17 protein-coding genes are annotated in these 19,281 nt (G+C 38.8%); 11 read left to right on the top strand and 6 right to left on the bottom strand.

The window, feature by feature from the left end:
• Window positions 1-51: 51 nt before the first annotated feature.
• From scpB to FGD67_RS20010, 4 genes are all read right to left on the bottom strand, one after another.
• On the bottom strand, window positions 52-615 hold the full coding sequence (gene scpB, locus FGD67_RS20025; RefSeq protein WP_257172784.1) for an SMC-Scp complex subunit ScpB: 564 nt from the start codon (window positions 613-615) through the stop codon (window positions 52-54).
• Between the two features lie 72 nt (window positions 616-687).
• The gene (locus tag FGD67_RS20020) at window positions 688-1,551 is read right to left on the bottom strand and encodes a ScpA family protein (protein ID WP_373567810.1); all 864 of its coding nucleotides are present in this window, start codon (window positions 1,549-1,551) and stop codon (window positions 688-690) included.
• Window positions 1,552-1,622: 71 nt separating this feature from the next.
• The gene (locus tag FGD67_RS20015; RefSeq protein ID WP_257172783.1) at window positions 1,623-2,243 is read right to left on the bottom strand and encodes an L-threonylcarbamoyladenylate synthase; all 621 of its coding nucleotides are present in this window, start codon (window positions 2,241-2,243) and stop codon (window positions 1,623-1,625) included.
• A 78-nt stretch (window positions 2,244-2,321) separates the two neighbouring features.
• Window positions 2,322-3,218 carry a PHP domain-containing protein gene (locus FGD67_RS20010; RefSeq protein WP_257172782.1) on the bottom strand — a complete coding sequence of 299 codons (897 nt, stop codon included), beginning with the start codon at window positions 3,216-3,218 and terminating at the stop codon, window positions 2,322-2,324.
• A 354-nt stretch (window positions 3,219-3,572) separates the two neighbouring features.
• Between FGD67_RS20010 and FGD67_RS20005 the strand changes: the two genes are divergently transcribed.
• From FGD67_RS20005 to FGD67_RS19970, 8 genes are all read left to right on the top strand, one after another.
• Complete coding sequence (locus FGD67_RS20005) at window positions 3,573-5,279, top strand: anthranilate synthase component 1 (RefSeq protein WP_257172781.1); 1,707 nt, start codon at window positions 3,573-3,575, stop codon at window positions 5,277-5,279.
• A complete protein-coding gene (locus FGD67_RS20000; RefSeq protein ID WP_257172780.1) occupies window positions 5,279-6,007 on the top strand; it encodes an aminodeoxychorismate/anthranilate synthase component II in 729 nt (242 codons plus the stop codon). Before FGD67_RS20005 ends, FGD67_RS20000 begins: the two co-directional genes overlap by 1 nt.
• 43 nt (window positions 6,008-6,050) lie before the next feature.
• The gene (gene trpD, locus FGD67_RS19995) at window positions 6,051-7,088 is read left to right on the top strand and encodes an anthranilate phosphoribosyltransferase (RefSeq protein ID WP_257175172.1); all 1,038 of its coding nucleotides are present in this window, start codon (window positions 6,051-6,053) and stop codon (window positions 7,086-7,088) included.
• Window positions 7,088-8,476 (top strand): bifunctional indole-3-glycerol-phosphate synthase TrpC/phosphoribosylanthranilate isomerase TrpF, encoded by a 1,389-nt coding sequence (gene trpCF, locus FGD67_RS19990; protein WP_257172779.1) that lies wholly within the window; start codon window positions 7,088-7,090, stop codon window positions 8,474-8,476. The genes trpD and trpCF overlap by 1 nt, the downstream gene beginning before the upstream one ends.
• A gap of 1 nt (window position 8,477) precedes the next feature.
• Window positions 8,478-9,725, top strand: coding sequence for a tryptophan synthase subunit beta (gene trpB, locus FGD67_RS19985; protein ID WP_257172778.1), 1,248 nt, complete (start codon window positions 8,478-8,480; stop codon window positions 9,723-9,725).
• On the top strand, window positions 9,725-10,552 hold the full coding sequence (trpA, locus tag FGD67_RS19980) for a tryptophan synthase subunit alpha (protein ID WP_257172777.1): 828 nt from the start codon (window positions 9,725-9,727) through the stop codon (window positions 10,550-10,552). Before trpB ends, trpA begins: the two co-directional genes overlap by 1 nt.
• 463 nt (window positions 10,553-11,015) lie before the next feature.
• Window positions 11,016-11,201: a hypothetical protein gene (locus FGD67_RS19975; RefSeq protein WP_257172776.1), complete on the top strand. Its 186-nt coding sequence runs from the start codon at window positions 11,016-11,018 to the stop codon at window positions 11,199-11,201.
• 415 nt (window positions 11,202-11,616) lie between these two features.
• Complete coding sequence (locus tag FGD67_RS19970; RefSeq protein ID WP_257172775.1) at window positions 11,617-12,834, top strand: hypothetical protein; 1,218 nt, start codon at window positions 11,617-11,619, stop codon at window positions 12,832-12,834.
• Window positions 12,835-13,640: 806 nt separating this feature from the next.
• On the opposite strand, the gene glnS is transcribed toward FGD67_RS19970, so the two are convergent.
• Entirely contained in the window at window positions 13,641-15,323 is a 1,683-nt protein-coding gene (gene glnS / locus FGD67_RS19965; protein ID WP_257172774.1) for a glutamine--tRNA ligase, read from the bottom strand.
• A 416-nt stretch (window positions 15,324-15,739) separates the two neighbouring features.
• On the opposite strand from glnS, the gene FGD67_RS19960 reads away from it, so the two are divergent.
• The 3 genes from FGD67_RS19960 (at window position 15,740) to FGD67_RS19950 (ending at window position 18,347) form a co-directional block, all read left to right on the top strand.
• Entirely contained in the window at window positions 15,740-16,687 is a 948-nt protein-coding gene (locus FGD67_RS19960; protein WP_257172773.1) for an alpha/beta fold hydrolase, read from the top strand.
• 263 nt (window positions 16,688-16,950) lie between these two features.
• Window positions 16,951-17,676: an ABC transporter substrate-binding protein gene (locus FGD67_RS19955; protein WP_257172772.1), complete on the top strand. Its 726-nt coding sequence runs from the start codon at window positions 16,951-16,953 to the stop codon at window positions 17,674-17,676.
• 170 nt (window positions 17,677-17,846) lie between these two features.
• A complete protein-coding gene (locus FGD67_RS19950; protein ID WP_257172771.1) occupies window positions 17,847-18,347 on the top strand; it encodes a VOC family protein in 501 nt (166 codons plus the stop codon).
• 95 nt (window positions 18,348-18,442) lie between these two features.
• On the opposite strand, the gene FGD67_RS19945 is transcribed toward FGD67_RS19950, so the two are convergent.
• A complete protein-coding gene (locus FGD67_RS19945; RefSeq protein ID WP_257172770.1) occupies window positions 18,443-19,003 on the bottom strand; it encodes a DUF4136 domain-containing protein in 561 nt (186 codons plus the stop codon).
• Between the last annotated feature and the right edge of the window lie 278 nt (window positions 19,004-19,281).

The raw sequence follows: 19,281 nt of genomic DNA, 5'->3' as shown, positions 1-19,281 counted from the left end.
AAGTTTAGGGTCAATAAACCCTGCGTTTTGGTTATACTTTAGCTAAACCGTTTAATTAGCAATGTCAGTCATTGGCATTAATGCCGGCAACTGGTCGAGCGAGGTTAATGAAAAGTAATCAAGAAATTCTTGTGTACTAGCGTATAACACCGGTCGTCCAGGTACTTCTTTTTGACCAACAGTTTTAATCCAATTTCGCTCAGTCAGGGTCTTAATAATTTGACTACTGACGGCAACACCGCGAATATCTTCAATTTCTCCGCGAGTTATTGGCTGTTTGTAGGCAATTAGCGCTAAGGTTTCTAAAATAGCACGTGAATATTTCGGTGCTTTTTCTTGGTACAAGTGCGCTAAATCTTCACTAAGCTCACTAGGTGTTTGAAATCGATAGCCTGAAGCTACTTTATTAAGTTCAACACCGCGGCCTTTATAATCAGCCTGAATAGTGATAATTATATCACGAATTCGCAGATTACTAACACGATATTCAATTAAAAAATCACGTTTTAGTAATTGTACAGATAACGGTTTATCAGCAATGAATAATGCCGCTTCAACTAAACGCTGTAACTTTTCATCATCAATGTCTTTATGACGGATTTTATCGGGTATCATTACTAGTTACTTTTATCATTAGGTTGATTTATTAGCTGTCATTAATAGTTAAAACTGAGGTTTAGGCTGAGATTAAGACTTAGGCAGACTAACGTGTATTTCGCCATAAACCTGAGTTTGAATACAAGTAATGAGTGACTCTTTTATTAACTCAAGAATAGCTAAAAATGTCACTACGACTCCCTGTCTTCCCTCTTTAATAGTAAACAAGTCACTAAAGTTGCAATACGCTTGATTATCTTTAGCCTCTTTAAGGGTCGACAGTATTTTTGCCATGCGTTCTCGGGTTGATAAAGATTCTTTTTGAATATGATGATGTTCAAATGCCTGTGTACGTTTTATTACCCCTTGTAAGGCAGCAACTAACTCGGTTAAATCAACTTGCGTATTGGCAATTTCAGGAACAAAGTTTTCGGCTAATTCAACCTTGGCAATAAAACTATCACGGTCAATTCGCGGTAGTTGATCAATGTTTTCGGCCGCATTTTTGATCACTTCATATTCTTGTAGTTTTCTCACTAACTCAGCACGGGGGTCACCTTCGTCTTCTTCAACTGCTTGTTTAGGCAATAATAGTCGTGATTTAATTTCCGCTAAAATTGACGCCATCACTAAATATTCCGCCGCCAGCTCAAGTTTAATATCTTTCATTAAATCGACGTAAGTCATGTATTGCGTAGTGATCGGCGCAATAGGTAAATCTAAAATATCAAATTTTTGCTTACGAATTAAATATAATAATAGATCTAATGGCCCTTCAAACATCTCTAGAATGACTTCAAGTGCATCGGGCGGAATAAATAAATCTTGCGGCTTTTCAACCATGGCTTTACCGCGTAGCAAAGCAAAAGGTAGTACTTGCTGCATCATAATCCCAGACGTGGGATTAGGATCCTGCCTGCTCGTACTTGATAGTTTAGCCTTAAGATCAGACATCGTTAGCTTTTAACATGATAGCGTTATATTCCGGTTTATAGGTTCGCTCAATGATGGGCGTTCATAAAACTTTATTGAAACGGCGTAGGATCACCTTCACCAACACGAATAATTTCCACTTCATCATTAGAAAAGTCAATAACTGTAGTCGGATGCTCGCCTAAATGACCACCATTAATAATCAGGTCAACTTGATGCTCCAAAATATCGCGAATGTGCTCTGGATCAAACTCAGCCATTTCAGCACCGGGCATGATCAACGTTGTCGACATGATCGGCTCACCTAATTCGGCTAACAAAGCTTGAGCAATGTTATTATCTGGCACACGAATGCCAATGGTTTTACGTTTTGGGTTTAATAGCCGTTTCGGCACTTCTTTCGAGCCTTTAAAAATAAAGGTATATGGGCCTGGAGTGTTGTTTTTTAGTAATCTAAAATAACTGTTATCAACGCGCGTATATTCAGATAACTCCGATAAATCACAACACATTAGGGTAAAGTTATGCTCTTTATCGATAGAACGAATGTTACAAATACGCTCTAAGGCCTTTTTATCACCAATATGACAACCTAAGGCGTAACCCGAGTCGGTAGGGTAAACAATAACACCACCTTGATTAATAATAGCGGCGGCTTGTTTCATTAAACGCCCTTGCGGATTATCAGGGTGAACATAAAAAAATTGACTCATAATACACTCCAGCTAAATTATAGTTTGATCATGTTACTGTGCTGCAAGACTAAGTTTACTGTCAGCACAACTTTTATTCTAATTTTTTGGTGTAGCTTGCCCTTGCCATAGCTGCCAAATAGCGTTGGCCTGCTCTGGCATGACTAAATTACGCCCTAAATCACTCCAACGACTTGGCTGATGAAAATCAGAGCCCATCGAGGCATGTAAATTATATTCTAAACAAAAGCTTAGCATTAATTTACGTTGTTCCTTGTTCATCTGCGGCAGCACCACTTCTAAACCATCGCCTTGTGCAGCCTTGAAATCGACGATTAAGCGTCGTAACCATTTCGTTGATAGGTCATACCGGATAGGGTGTGCCATTACCGCAACACCGCCGGCAGCATGAATAGCCGCTACAGCGTCTTCAATACTACACCAGTTAGGATTAACATAAGCACGTTGGCCTTTGCCGATGTATTTATCAAAAGCAGCTTGCATTTTACTGACCACACCACGCTGTAGTAATACTCTAGCAAAATGCGCTCGGGTGATTGAACCTTCTCCAGCCATAGCTTTAGCGTCGGTATACACATCATCAAAACCACATTTTGCCAGTTTTACACCCATAGCGGTGGCACGATCCTCTCTGCGCTGCTGCTGTTGCAAAATTAACGTAGTTAACGCTTGATGCTCAGGAGCAATATTTAATCCAACGATATGAATTTCAAAGCCCTGCCATTGGGTTGAAATTTCGATACCATCGATCAAAGTTAATGGAATATTTTTTTCTAATATAGTTTGTTTTGCACTAACAAGACCGCTAACCGTGTCGTGATCTGTGATCGCTAACACGTCAATTTGAAAGTTAACCGCCCGTTCTATCAACTCTTGTGGCGTCAGTGCACCATCAGAGCAATTAGTGTGACTATGTAGATCAACCCGTAAGTTTGAAAAATCTTTATCATTTGTAAAATCAGTGGTTGACATCATTACGCGAATCGGTTCTTCTATAGGGACTTAAAACTGCCTAACACAAATGCAAGTCGCTATTTAGGCAAGTGAATGAAACAATTTTACTGAGATAAAACAGATAATGATACAAGTAAAACAAACTATTTCTCTAATTTGGTGGTGGCATAACTCGACATAATTGGGTTGTGATGTTTACTTGTAAGTAAAAAATTCGAAAACCCGCACCCTATTGCGGGTTTTTTGCTTTTAATTAATTGAAAATATAACGAGTTAAAAATGTTACGAATTAAAGTTAAACGTTGGTTCTTATGGTGGCTTCTGCCTATTTACGCTGGATGACCGTTGTTAAATAAATGATTAATAGGAATACCCATGAGCAATTACCAAGAAAATAATATCACTAAATCGCAGCTTGATACTGCACAAGATACGCTTCAGCCTGGTGCTGTGACGACCATCACTGATAGTCTACGTTACCAAAGCGATCCTCTCGCGGTTTTTCACACTTTATGTGCTGATAAAACAAATACACTATTACTTGAATCTGCCGAAGTTGATAAAAAGCATCAATTAAAAAGCTTACTATTGATTGATACTGCAGTAAAAATCGTCTGCAACGCAAATAGTGTTACCTTTACAGCATTAACTCACAATGGTGAAAATGCCCTTGCCTTTGCCAAGCAAGCTTTAGCTGAAGATGCCCAGATAACAGGTGATAAACAAGCATTCACCGCTACTTTCACCGAAATACCTCAACAACTCGATGAACGTTCACGCTTACTTGCTGTTAACCCTTTTCAAAGCTTACGTTTATTTACACAATTAAAGAACAGTAATCATCACCCTTTTGCCGTGTTTCTTGGTGGTGCTTTTGCTTTTGATATGATGGCAATGAGTGAAAGTCTGCCAGAGGTTAATGACGGTGAGAACAGCTGCCCTGACTTTGTTTATTACCTTGCCGAAACATTAGTGGTAATTGACCACGAACAACAATCAAGTGAAGTAATCGCCAATCTATTTACCGGCGAACATTATCAAAATGCGCAAAGCTTCGCCTTAGCAAAAATTGCCGCCATTAAAGCCAGTTTATTAGCGGATATAACAGCAAATTTTGCAGCAAAAATAAGTAGAACTACAACAACTAACAAGCCGAAAACAGCGCTAACTTGTGACATTGACGATGAGGCTTTTTGTAATATTGTTAATGACTTAAAAGAAAATATTTTGGCTGGTGATATTTTTCAGGTAGTGCCTTCTCGTACATTTAGCCTACCTTGTTCGAACACCCTCAATGCCTATAAAGCCTTAAAACACCATAACCCAAGTCCTTATATGTTTTATCTACATGACAGCGAGTTTTGTATTTTCGGTGCTTCTCCTGAATCAGCGCTTAAATATCAACAAAGCAATCGACAAGTCGAAATTTACCCTATTGCAGGGACACGCCCTCGTGGCTTTAATGCTGATGGTAGCCTATCACCGGATTTAGACAGCCGTATTGAACTCGACTTACGCTTAGACAAAAAAGAATTGGCTGAACATATCATGTTGGTTGATTTAGCGCGCAATGACATTGCTCGCGTGAGTCAACCCGGCACACGACATGTTGCTGATTTATTAAAAGTTGACCGTTATTCGCATGTTATGCATTTAGTTTCTCGTGTTTGCGGTACATTAGAAGTGGAATTAGACGCGCTGCATGCTTATCAAGCTTGTATGAATATGGGCACGTTATCGGGTGCCCCCAAAGTTAAAGCAACGTCTTTAATTCGAGAGGTTGAAGGTAAGCGTCGTGGCAGTTATGGCGGCGCTGTTGGCTATTTAACGGGTGATGGTGATATGGATACTTGTATCGTCATACGTTCAGCATTTGTTAAAAATAAGCAAGCACAAATTCAAGCCGGTGCCGGGGTAGTATTTGATTCTGATCCGCAATCAGAAGCCAATGAAACCCGACAAAAAGCGCAAGCAGTGATCAGTGCTATTAATGAAGCTGAAGATAAAGAGTTGATCGTTTCTCATCAAGAAAGAGTCCAAGTCAGCTCAAATAATACCGCGCCAGCACAGGAGGTTAAATAATGAACACTACTAATTTAACAGCCAACACCTATGCGACATCAACACCAAATACACTACCTGAAATTGTCATGTTAGATAATCTTGACTCATTTACCTATAACTTGGTGGATGAGTTTCGTTGTTTAGGCTATCAACTCACTATTTACCGTAATACGCTCAGCGCTGAGTTTATTTTTCAAAAGTTGCAAGAGAAGCAGCAAAGTAACAGTGCTGGTGTTATTTTAGTGCTTTCTCCTGGCCCAGGTGACCCAACACATGCTGGCTGTTTAATGCCATTGCTTGCGCGCTGCGCTGGGAAATTTCCAATTTTGGGGATTTGTTTAGGTCATCAAGCATTAGTACAGCACTATGGCGGGGTTATTGACCGAGCACCTGAAGTGGTACATGGTAAATCTTCAAATATGCGTCATAACAATGTTGGCGCTTTTAAAGATATTACGAATCCTTTACCTGTTGCTCGCTATCACTCGCTTTTTGCCCGTAGAGTACCGCAACAACTGACCATAACGGCAGAGGTTACTTTATCTAGCGATAAAGCAGGTATTACCTTGCCTATGGCTATTGAACATAGCTTAGATGCAGCAATCGGCTTTCAATTTCATCCAGAGTCAATATTAACCACATTTGGCACCCATTTATTAGCACAAAGTCTTAGCCATTTATCAACCTTAGCTAATCAAACCATCTACAAAGTACAAGGCCATGCTCATGACAACAACTGCTCTTAACCTTACTCGTTCACAAAACGGCCAAAAAGCAAACAATGATGATATGACTCATAGTGCGCTTAATACCTTAGTCAGTGGTGATTCGTTAACACAACAACAAAGTCACGATGTTTTTGAACAAGTAATTAATGGTCATGTTGCGCCTGAGCGTTTAGCGGCAATTTTGACGGCATTAAAAATGAAAGGTGAAACTCCTGCCGAGATTGCTGGTGCAGCGATTGCTATACGTGCCAATGCAACCCCTTTCCCTACCCAAACGACTGCGGTTGCCGACTGTGTTGGTACTGGTGGTGATGGTGCCAATACCATCAACATTTCAACTACTGCAGCTATATTAGCAGCAGCCTGTGGCTTAAAAATGGCAAAGCATGGTAACAGAAGTGTTTCCAGCATGTCTGGTTCAGCTGATTTGCTTGAAGCCTTTGGTGTTAATCTGACTATGTCACCTGAAGTGGCAAGTCAATGTTTAGCACAAGCCAATATTTGCTTTTTATATGCCCCTGCCTATCACACTGGCTTTAAACATGCGGCACCCGTGCGTAAAGCCATGGCAATACGAACCTTATTCAATATTTTAGGACCATTAGTTAACCCAGCAAAACCCGACATAATGCTGCTTGGTGTTTATATCCCTGAATTAATTACCCCGATAGCTCAAGCATTATTATTAACCGGCGTTAAACACGCTTGGGTGGTACATGGTAGCGGCTTAGATGAAATAGCTTTACATGGTAAAACTCAAGTCACTGAAATTGATGATGGTAAACTCGTACAAAAAGATATTTCACCGGCAGATTTTGGCTTGAAAAACTATACTTTGGCTGATATTAAAGGGGGCACGCCTCAAGAAAATGCCGAAATGGTAAAAGCAATATTGGCAGGTAAAGGTCAAGAAGCGCACAATAGTGCGGTGATCATTAATTGTGCAGCGTTACTCTATCTGCATCGTGAACAATTACATGGTCAAGCCGACACTTTATTGTTAGCAGCGCAGCATGCCGCTAAAGTACTTAGCTCTGGCGTGGCAGAAAAAACCTTAGCAGATTTAGTGCGAGTATCTAATTCAGGAGTAACCGTATAATGAGCAATATTCTTGAACAGATTGTCGCTAATCGCCGCTTAGAGATAGCAAAACTAAAAGCAACTATGCCATTAGTTAGTTTTATTGATGATTTAACGCCATCAAAAAAAGACCTTTATAAAGCATTAACACGGACAGCAGAAAAGCCATATGCGGGTTTTATTTTAGAATGCAAAAAAGCATCGCCGTCGAAAGGCTTGATCAGAGAAGATTTCAATGTTACTGACATTGCAGGAATTTATGATAACTATGCCGCGGGCATTTCAGTATTAACTGAGCATAAATATTTTCAAGGTGACTTTAGCTACCTTAAAACCGTGAGTGATTTAGTCAAATGCCCAGTCTTAAATAAAGACTTCTTTTTTGACAGCTACCAAGTTTATTTAGCAAGGCACTATGGCGCTGACGCCATATTATTAATGTTAAGTGTGCTAAGCGACGATGAATATAATGACTTAGCCGCGGTGGCTCAGTCGTTAAATTTAGCCATTCTAACGGAAGTATCAAATGAAGCAGAGCGTGATCGCGCTGTTGCCTTAAACGCAAAACTCATTGGCATTAATAATCGTAACTTACGTGATCTTTCTACCGATATATCACGTACCTTTGACCTAGCGCCAACGATTCCAGATGACCGTATTGTTATCTCTGAGTCAGGCATTTATAACAACGCGCAAGTCAGAGAACTTGCTCCGGCTGTTGATGGCTTTTTAGTCGGCAGTTCGATCATGGCAGAAGCTGATATTGACCTCGCCTGTCGTCAGCTTATTTTTGGTCACCATAAAGTTTGCGGCTTAACCCGCCCTGAGCATGCCGTTTTTGCCATTGATGCAGGCGCTGAATTTGGCGGTCTTATTTTTGCCGAGAAATCGCCAAGGTGCATTAGTAAAGCACAAGCAAAAACCATTGTTAGCAAAAACTCGAGTCTTAAATATGTCGGCGTGTTTGTTGATCATCCTCAACATGAAGTTATTGCCTTAGCTAAAGAGTTACAGCTCTCGGCCGTACAATTACACGGCCAAGAATCTGATGATTATATTGCCAGTTTACGTGAAAAATTAAGCCAAGACTGTCAAATATTCAAAGCTTTACCGGTAGAGAGCGTCGTACCGAGCCTTACCAACCATGTTGAGCACATCGTACTCGACGGTAAACATGCGGGTAGTGGCGCAAGTTTTAACTGGCAAGCGTTAGCTGATAGCGAACAAGACTTATCCCGCTGTTTTTTAGCCGGTGGTTTACAATTAGATAATATCACCCAAGCTTGTCAGCAACTGTGCAATCAAGAATTATTTGGCTTAGATATCAACTCAGGTGTTGAATCAAGCCCTGGCATTAAATGTCGCGATAAACTGCAACAAGTTTTCGCCCAAATACGGAATTATTAAGATGTTAAAATCTACAAATGAAGATCAGGTTAAAAAAACCTTACCCGCCTATTTTGGTGAGTTTGGTGGCATGTTTGTTGGTGAATTATTGGTACCTGCTTTAGAGCAGCTTGAACAAGCTTTTATCGAATCACAATCCGATGAAGCGTTTTTACAAGAGTTTAATAAACTACTGACCAGTTATGCTGGTCGCCCAACACCGCTGACTTTATGTCGTAATATTGTTAAAAACCCATTAGCAAAAATTTATTTAAAGCGTGAAGATTTACTTCACGGCGGCGCGCATAAAACCAACCAAGTATTGGGGCAAGCGTTACTCGCAAAACGCATGGGTAAAACTGAAATAATTGCGGAAACTGGCGCGGGTCAACATGGCGTAGCCACAGCGATTGCTTGTTCGCTATTAGGTTTGAAATGTAAAGTTTATATGGGCGCAGTTGATTGTCAGCGTCAACAGCCGAATGTTTTTCGTATGCAACTGATGGGCGCTGAAGTTATCCCCGTAACCGCTGGCAGCGGCACGCTAAAAGATGCGGTTAATGAAGCATTACGCGACTGGTCAGCAAATTACGAAAACGCCCATTACTTGTTAGGCACTGCCGCAGGGCCTCACCCATTTCCGACTATTGTTCGTGAATTTCAGAAAATGATCGGTGAAGAAGCCAAGCAGCAACTCCTTGCAGAAGAAGGTCGCTTACCTGATTACGTTATCGCCTGTGTTGGTGGTGGCTCGAATGCTATTGGTATGTTCAATGACTTTATCGGTGATGCAGGCGTGAAACTAATTGGCGTTGAAGCCGGTGGTAAAGGTATTGATACCACACAACATGGCGCAACATTAGTCGCGGGTACTAAAGGCATGTTACACGGTAACTACACTTACATTATGCAAGATAAGGCCGGACAGATAGAAGAGTCTTACTCAGTATCAGCGGGTCTTGATTATCCTGCCGTTGGTCCACAACATGCGCATTTAAAAGATACTGGTCGTGCCCAATATGTGCCTATAAATGACGATGAAGCCTTAGCTGCATTTCAATTATTAGCACGTAACGAAGGTATTATTCCTGCACTAGAGTCCTCTCATGCCTTAGCACACGCTTTGAAAATGGCTGACCAAGTTACAACGGAAACCCTATTCTTGGTCAATTTATCTGGTCGAGGTGATAAAGATTTAGCCCATGTAAACGCAATTATATCACCAGAGACTGCTGAAAAAAGTGATGTGAAACATAGAGGAGAAGCATAATGAACCAAGCAACTAACCTTGGTCAGCGTTATGACCTAGCCTTTGGAAAATTAGCCAAGAAAAATGAAGGTGCTTTTATACCTTTCGTTACCATTGGCGACCCTAATGCTGAACAGTCGTTTGCCATCATAAAAACCTTGATTGACGCCGGCGCAGATGCTTTAGAGCTTGGTATACCGTTTTCTGATCCCAGTGCTGATGGTATCACGATTCAAATGGCAGCTTTACGCGCTTTAAATGCCAATATTAATACCGATGTTTGTTTAGAAATTTTAACCCGCGTTCGCGCTTATGCACCTGACATCCCTATTGGTTTACTACTTTATGGCAACTTAGTCTTTGCCCGTGGCATTGATAACTTCTATCGTGATGTCGCGCACGCTGGCGTTGACTCTGTGCTTATTGCCGATTTACCGATACGCGAAAGTGAGCCATTTAGACAAGCAGCTACCGCACATGGCGTTGCAGCTATTTTTATTGCCCCACCTAACGCGAGCGACACGACTTTACAAAAAGTCGCTGAATTTAGCGCCGGTTATACATATGTATTAAGTCGAGTTGGCGTAACAGGCACAGAAACTGAAGCAGAAATGACCGGCCATAAACTGATTGATATTTTAGATAAATACCAAGCAGCACCATCAGTTATTGGCTTTGGTATATCAAAACCTGAACAAGTTAAAGCGGCATTAGCAACCGGCGCAAAAGGCGCAATAAGTGGCTCTGCGGTGGTTAAGATTATTGAAAATAACTTATCCGATCATCACGCGATGTTAAAAGCGTTAACTGAATTTGTTCAAGCAATGAAACAAGCAACCAAGCTATAATTATGACTAACTGAGATAGCCTAATCTAATGAAATTTGATTAGGCTAAACTCTATTGCACAACGTTATAAGAGTAAGTAACTCCTTCACATCGACATACAGGAGGTATTAATGTCGTAATACATCGACGGTGACTATTATATGTAGTCATTCAAACGTTGCCTAACACCGTTAAATATCAGAATATAACTAAATTTGACCGGTAACGATAAGCTTATTACTGTCGTTGATATTTCATATCTTAATGTTAGCTAATACCACAAAATCGACCTAATTTAGACGTGAATTTATCACCATAAAGCGTCTACTTTGCCACCATTGCTGTCGTTCGCATAATGGCAATAGTGATCTATCTCACTTGGTGATTGATACTCTTAAGAGCATATAATTATTGTTTATTGTTATTTTGGTAAATTAAGACTATAAAAGTATGGTGTTCGATACATTTTATAAGGAAATTTACTATGTCCAATATTAAATCTCGCGAAGAAATATTTATTGAATTGTCGCTTTCTCAAAGTATGAATGTAGACAACCTTCCAGAAAACCTACAAAGTCCTGAATGTGACATCGCATGGCCTCATATTTCATGGGTTCGCACAAACAATAAGGCATATATGAATTATTTGGAGGCACTTTCAGAGGGCTAAGCGAGAGTTTATGCTGTGCTCATTGCTCAGGATCATAACATTAAAGCGCAAAATTTTATTTGGAATTGTTATTCAATTGGAGGTGAAGCAGCATTTAATAAATTAGCTGATCAAGCCAATTTGCCATTCGGAGTAGGCGGATAATAAAATTAAAAAAACATACTAATGTGATTAGCCAACATTCAATGAGCTTGCAGGAGGCATCGAACCACCAATCCCGATTGATTATTCAATCGACTGGCGAGTTAGCCACCAATATAGCGGTCAAAGAGACTTTAAACCATAGCGATAGTTTTTCCTACTTTGCAGCCATTAGTACCAAAACTCAGCAGTGTATTTTTTCAACTTGTTACTTGAATAAAAATAAATAGATTAAAAAATAGCTTGAGCATACGAATCATAAGGAAAGTACAGTATGTCAGATGAAGAAGCCAAAAAACAAATCAGCCCTAAAGATTTGAATGTACTGAAACGCAATGCCGTAGTAGATGACGAAGATTTAGTATTCACTCCAAAAGTGAGAAAAAAAGTACCAGAAGATACAGAGAACACCTCAGGCTCCTTTGAAAAAGGTAAAGGCAATAGTGAAGATATTGTTCTAGATTCTATTAAAGTCGTAAATAAGCATTTAACCATCGATCTGATTGACGGGGAACCATTGTTTAATTTTGATGATAATGTACTTCAAGTGACGAATAGCGAACCAACTCCATGCCAAATCTCAGGTTTGCAAGAATACATGTATGCTTTTGGTATAGATAATGTTAGCCAAAAAGATATCCAAAACTATTTTGATAAGCATAAAGGGGAGGTAATATGCGACTTTTTAGGCTATGAACCCTTTAACCTTACTAACTTATCTCCTAGTAAAGCAATCAGCATTAGAGGTATATGCGCTAAAGCTGGCGGGAAGCCAATTGCTAACTTTTTAGGATACGACTCACTCAAACCTAATGATAAAGACCCTAATGGCGATCCACCCAACAACATAAAAGTGCCTACTAAAGTAGTTGTTGCTCAATGCTTCGCACCTGATGTTAAGGAATACCTACTCAATATTAATTTTGTTAAATCAAAAGAAGCTGAACAATCTTTGAATTTAAAGCTTCCCGTAATTGGCTTATTCAGTTATTCATCCCACAAAGTTACACTTGAGCAAAATGACGAATTTAAAGATAAATCTGTCGAATTCAACATAGGCATAAAAGTGATTCCCGTCATATGGGTACATTGGCTAGGCCATTTTTTTGTTACTTTTAAAGAAGTAGAAGTGACACCACACATTTCTTACCATTTCATCAAAAATAAAGAACAAACACTTACTGTCCTTCGTGATAAATTTGAACTTACCAAACATAGCGGTGACATAGACAAAACTATCACTAATGGATCAAAGCCAATAATTTCATCTATCGAAAAAGCAGAAAGTAAAGAAGCTTTTATAGATTTAAACGTTGGTAATATACTGGTAAATTCAGGCTTAATCCCCAAAAATATAAATTTGACAATAAACGCTAAATGTTCTTTTAAGTCTAATACGAAAATTAGTTTTGAGCATTTATTACCTGCTGGTCATATCTATAAGTTAGAGAATTCGGATTGTCCATATATCACTAATTGGCATGCGCATTAATATGGTTGCCAATTAGGGAAATCAACAGGCCTTAGGTTTAAACCACCTAAAATAATCACTTTAATCGTTTAATAATAAAGAACATTAGGTTAAAACGAATTAGTGGAACGCCCGCTTCTATATCAGTTTAAGACAATTAGGAGGTTACTATGAGTGACCCCAATGAGCTTGAAGCAGACCTTAGCCAAGACTAACTACTAATGTCGTTTTAGCGCGCAAAGTTTACATTAGTAGCTTTATAATGAACGACTGCTATGGTGAATTTTCGACTGTCTGGCTTGATTAAAACTTATAAATTAAACTGTCATATCGAGTTTGAGTTACGATATATTAGATTTTGTTACTTAACCTGAACTTTGAATAATGAGTGCTTGATGTTCAAGTGAATCAATAATTTAAGTCATTAAGCGAAGACCATCGCAAGGTTAACATCACAATAAGTACCATCAAGGCTTCATTTTATTCCATTATCAAGGCAGAACGTTTATCAATAGCGGGCTATTTATCGACGTTTTAACGCGGAGAGTGGGTGAAAAGGAAGTGTTGAGAAAGTGCTGCTTATCCAGAGTTCAGGTTACTTAGTGTTTATCTGGAACAAAAAACTGACCGTTCATTGACGTGAATGGATCTACTAATGACTCAAAATACAGGATGGATAAACAGACTTCAACATCGTCATTCCTTCACATCCATGTGATCATGACATACCGTTCATCCTGAACATAAAAAGCTCATAAGGTTTAACTTATGAGCTTTTTTTAGCACTTAACTTTTGAAGCAACGACACGACTAACTCGTCATTAGCTCTAATCGCCGATTTTTGCCCAAGTATCACGTAAGCCAACTGTACGGTTAAATACTAGTTTTCCAGCGGCGCTATCTTCTGCTGATATTTTGTTATCTAAACAAAAATAGCCTTGGCGCTCAAATTGAAATGCTTGTTCAGGTTTTGCTGTCGCTAACGATGGCTCAACCTTGGCATTGCTAATAATGACCAATGAATCAGGATTCATTACACTATGAAAATCTTCTGCTGCACCTGGATTAGGCACAGTGAACAAACGTTCATACAAACGAATTTCAGCATCAAGACTTTGCTCAGCAGCAACCCAATGAATCACACCTTTAGGTTTAGTACCGTCAGTTGGGTTTTTACCTAAAGTTTCAGGGTCATATTGACAGTAAACCGTAGTAACCTTGCCGTCTTCATCTTTGTCACAACGTGTCGCCGTGACAACATAAGCACCACGTAAACGTACTGCTTTATCTAGCACTAAGCGCTTATACTTTTTGTTCGCTTCTTCACGAAAATCTTCCGCTTCAATGTAAAGCGTTTTAGCAAATGGCACAATACGTGAGCCTTGGCTTTCATCACTTGGATGGTTTTTCACCTCAAGACTTTCAACGCTATCATCAGGGTAATTCTCGATAACTAATTTAATAGGGTCGAGTACAGCCATCGCTCGTGGTGCATTGTCATTTAAATCTTCACGGATACAAGCATCTAAGACACTCATTTCAACGGTGTTGTCCATTTTCGTTACGCCAATGCGTTTGGAAAATTCACGTAATGAACCTGGTGTAAAACCTCGGCGACGAAATGCAGCAATCGTTGGCATACGCGGATCATCCCAACCACTGACTAATTTTTCTTCAACAAGATTATTCAGCTTACGTTTACTCATCACGGTGTATTCTAGATTTAAACGTGAAAATTCATACTGACGCGGCGTAGTTTCAATAGAGATATTTTCAATAACCCAATCATATAAACGACGGTTATCTTGAAACTCTAAGGTACAAATTGAATGGGTAACACCTTCAATTGCATCCGAAATGCAATGTGTAAAGTCGTACATAGGATAAATGCACCACTTATTACCTGTTTGATGATGATGAGCAAATTTAACCCGATAAATAATAGGATCACGCATACACATGAAGCTTGATGCCATGTCAATTTTAGCTCGCAGCGCGCACTCACCCTCTTTAAAGCCCCCCTCTTTCATCTTTTCAAATAAAGCCAAGTTCTCTTCAACAGACGTGTCACGAGAAGGACTATTTTTGCCCGGCTGTTTTAATGTACCGCGATACTCTCGAGTTTCTTCAGCGTTTAAAAAACAAACATAAGCCAAACCTTTTTCGATAAGTTCAACAGCGTAGCCGTATAAACGATCAAAATAATCTGAAGAATAATGAATATCACCCGCCCATTCAAAACCAAGCCACTTAACGTCTGCTTGAATAGAATTTACGTAATCAATATCTTCTTTTTCAGGGTTGGTATCATCAAAACGTAAGTTACATAAACCATTGTAATCTTGAGCAATACCAAAGTTTAAACAGATAGCTTTCGCATGACCTATATGTAAAAAACCATTAGGCTCAGGCGGAAAACGTGTTTGTACTTTATTATGTTTGCCACTGGCAAGATCCGCATCGATGATTTGGCGAATAAAATTGGTTGGACGGTTTTCTACTTCCGACATCCACAGAACCCCTAAAATATTAAAATTTAAATAATGTAATTGAAGATATTATATCAATAGAATTAACATCAACGCACCTAAAGAATAGTAATTCTATCTTGAAAATGACATATATAATGGAATAACCTTAAGATACCAGACACCGTGATAAGTAAAGTCACGTTAAATAAGCTATTGAATGAAAATAATAGCCTCGAATAAAAAGACCCTTTATTGATCATTAACACAAAACTACTAAAAAATAACCGCTTGAAATGGATTACAGCTCCGAAAACTTATCTTAGTTAAATAATTGCTTTGCACTAGCTAAGCGCCCTATCATTGAAGATAAAACTCAATAAACACATTCACATCAGATAATTATGTTGTTATCTTATCGGTTATAAAATATTTTTTGACGGTTTAAATAGCTCTTCATGCCTGAATGTTCATCTCCATTAAACGCCAACTCAGCTAACGCTTTTGTCTTAAAAGACGCGAAGCAATGGCAACAGAAATCTAACAGTCAAATGCTTGTTAATGGCTATTATCGAGCAGGTACTAAAAACGCCAAACGTATTCATTTATTACACGGCACCGGTTTTTCCGCCATGACTTTAGCAGCCATGGCCTCACAACTGCCGAGCGATTGGTCCATTTGGTTAACGGATGTACCTGGACACGGTGGTTCAACACAGCCTACAACAAAAATGCCAAATTGGCAGAAAATGGCTAATACTGTCGCCGATGCTATTTATCAACAAGCTAACGTGAAAGAAGATGGTCCTCTTATTGGTATTGGTCATTCAATGGGTGGAGTGCTAACCTTACTTGCAGGGGCTAAATATCCTGATTTATTCAGTGAGATTATTTTACTCGATCCGGTTTTATTCCAAACAGAGATGATCATAGCGCAACAACTTATGCGTGTAACCGGGGTTTGGCGGCAAAGAGCAATGGTTAAGTCTGTCGCCAATCGTACAGCAGTATGGCCGAACGTTGAAGCGATGAGAATAAATATTGCGAGCAAGCCCTTTTATAAAACCTGGCACCCACAAGTTATTGATGATTATTGTCAATACTCGACTGTTAAGCTTAAAGACCAAGTAGATTCACTCACTCTAAGTTGTACACCAAATTGGGAAGCATCTATTTTTGGCTCTTACCCAAAAGGTTTATGGCAAGCAGTACACAATATTGATATACCAGTGAAGATACTTGTGGCAAATAAAAGCTATTTTTTTATTCCAAAAGCAGTTAAAAGAGCCGCGAAAGTTAATAAAAATATTCAATGGCAATCATTTGGTCAATACCACTGTTTTCCAATGGAAGAGCCGGCAGAAACAGCAGAAATAATTACTCGCATAATGAACGCCAAGCGTTAATAGCAAGTTTAAACATACATGCTATTAATCATTGCACTGACGTTTTATGATACTTTACCTAAATTCGACTTAAGGGCTAATAGTGTTTTGAAATTAAAACATATAACCGCTTTCCTGCGACTTGAGTTATAGCTTAACACTGCTATTTAATGACTGAGTTATTTAATGGCAAATAAATTTATCCACAATAGTGAGTTAAAATGACTGTAAATAACATTAATTTTAACGATTACTTTAACCATGCCTTGCTGAGGAAATTCTTGTTGAAATATATATTCGGCTTCATTTTTATTTGCTTTATATTTACAGTAAAAGCTAAAGACTTAAGCTTAGAAGTGGTGAGTGAACATTGGCCGCCCTTTATCATTCAAAACGCCGAGAAAGCTGAAGATGTTTCAGGTATTGTCACCAATAAAATTAAAGATATTCTGACGCTTTCTAACCTTAATTACACCATTAATACCTACCCTTGGGCTCGTAGTTATCATTTAGCAACAACTAAGCCCAACGTGCTTATTTATTCTATATATAAAACAAAAAAACGTGCCCCGCACTTTACATGGTTTTGCCCAATTCACCCAAAAACTCCGGTAAATATTTATAAGTTAAGAAATAACAAAACTGACATAACAACATTAACGTCACTTAAAAAAGCAGTTATTGGTGTTCTGCGAAATGATAACAGCCATAATTACATGCTTAATAATGGCTTTACTGTCGGTGGTAATTTAACTGTTTCGTCTAATGAAGAAAGTAACATTAAGAATCTCTTGAATGGAAAAATCGATGCTGTAATTCAATCTCGGGAAGCACTAATCTATCGTTTACAAGCAACGGGGTTCACCATAGATGACCTAGAAGTTGGCTTTCAATTACATCAGAACATGAGTACTGAGCATTGCATGGCTCTGAGTAAAGGCTCATCACCTGAAGTGATTAGTGCCCTTGAAACAGCATTTAACCTTTGGCAAGCTCAGCAGAAAAAGTAATTTTTCAAGCATTATCGAGGTGTTTTATCTTAGTCATTGATAATCCGTGTTTATTTATAAGTTGTTTGAAAATTTGATGTTCCCTATTCATAATTATAAATTGAACGATTCAAGCTCGATTACAGGTCAATATGGATAGATAATTAAAAGTTAAACTTAACGAGGTAAAAATGAATATTAGAGCATTACTAATATCTGCAATATTGTTTCCCTGTATAACGCCCCCTCTGGCGATAGCAGCAGACACTGAGTCACCCCAACAGGTGATGACGACAGGGCTAAACCATATTGGCCTCACGGTTAAAAATCTATCAGCATCAAGTGATTTTTTTATCCACACCTTAGGTTGGAAACAAGCGGGAGGCTATCCTGATTACCCATCAATATTTGTTACCGATGGCAAGATTTTTGTTACCTTATGGCAAACGAAAAATCCTGAACATGCTATTGAATTTGATAGGAAAAATAATATTGGATTGCACCATTTAGCCTTGACAGTTAATAGTGAAGAAACCCTAGAAGTATTACATCAGCGATTCAAACTGATGCCGAGTGTTGTTATAGAATTCGCTCCTGAACTCAATGGTAAAGGCCCAACTAAACATATGATTATTCGTGAACCTAGCGGTAATCGTATTGAATTTGCTTACACACCGTCAAGAAATAAATAGCGCAATGCTCCCCTGCTATTGACTTTGTATGACATAAAAAAGCGCAGTTTAACTGCGCTTTTTAGTTTTAGTTTTAGTAAAGCTAAATTGCTTATCTAAAACTGAGCAACAACTTGTTCAACAACCATTTTAATCGCTTTACTTGGATTATCTTGCTCCGAAGATTTAATACGCTTTACAGCCCAACCATGCCATACCGGTTGATGACTTTTAACATCATATACATCTATCGCCAGCTTTCCTTCAGTATAGTTTTTAACATAATTATCATTGTTTATAACCATACTGCCGTAATAGCCATGGCCCCAAAAAAAACCGCTGCGATAGGTTGATGGTAATGAGTCAACTTTAACTTTATCTCGACTCCCCATCGTATATGAAATAGTAAAATCGGCAGCTTCGGCATCACTGACCAATTGATAGCCTTTAGCAATAAAAGCTTGTTCAATAGCGTTATCAATACGTACTTTCATCACAGGATTAGCATCAACAGGCTCCGCTAATACTTTACTTTCATTAAGCCAAGCAAAGGTTTTATAATGCGATGTGCTAATTTCACTATTGCGATCAAAGTCAACTCTGGCTTGTTGTGTTGAGACACAACCTGCCATTACCCCCATCAGTGCTAGCAGTACAATTAATTTATTTTTTAACATAAATCCTTCCAAATAACTTTGCTGTATTAAAACTCGAAAACCAGACTATCATAAATAGAGCAGTATACCCATGACACTTCAAGATGCAGAATTTTAACTTGAAGCGTCAATGTGACTTTAAAAATACCCTACTTTATTATATCCCCATACCACCTTATGATACAGAATTGACTCAAACTTCCTGAAATTCGCATATTAAAGAGTTATGACTATATGACCCCGCATACCAGTAATTAATCTCAAAAGTTGTGCCCTTGAGCTAACAAAAAATAAAAACT

Source organism: Colwellia sp. M166 (assembly GCF_024585285.1).
Taxonomy (GTDB): domain Bacteria; phylum Pseudomonadota; class Gammaproteobacteria; order Enterobacterales; family Alteromonadaceae; genus Cognaticolwellia.
Note: the sequence above shows the minus strand (reverse complement) of the source record. Positions and strands in the feature narration are given on the sequence as shown.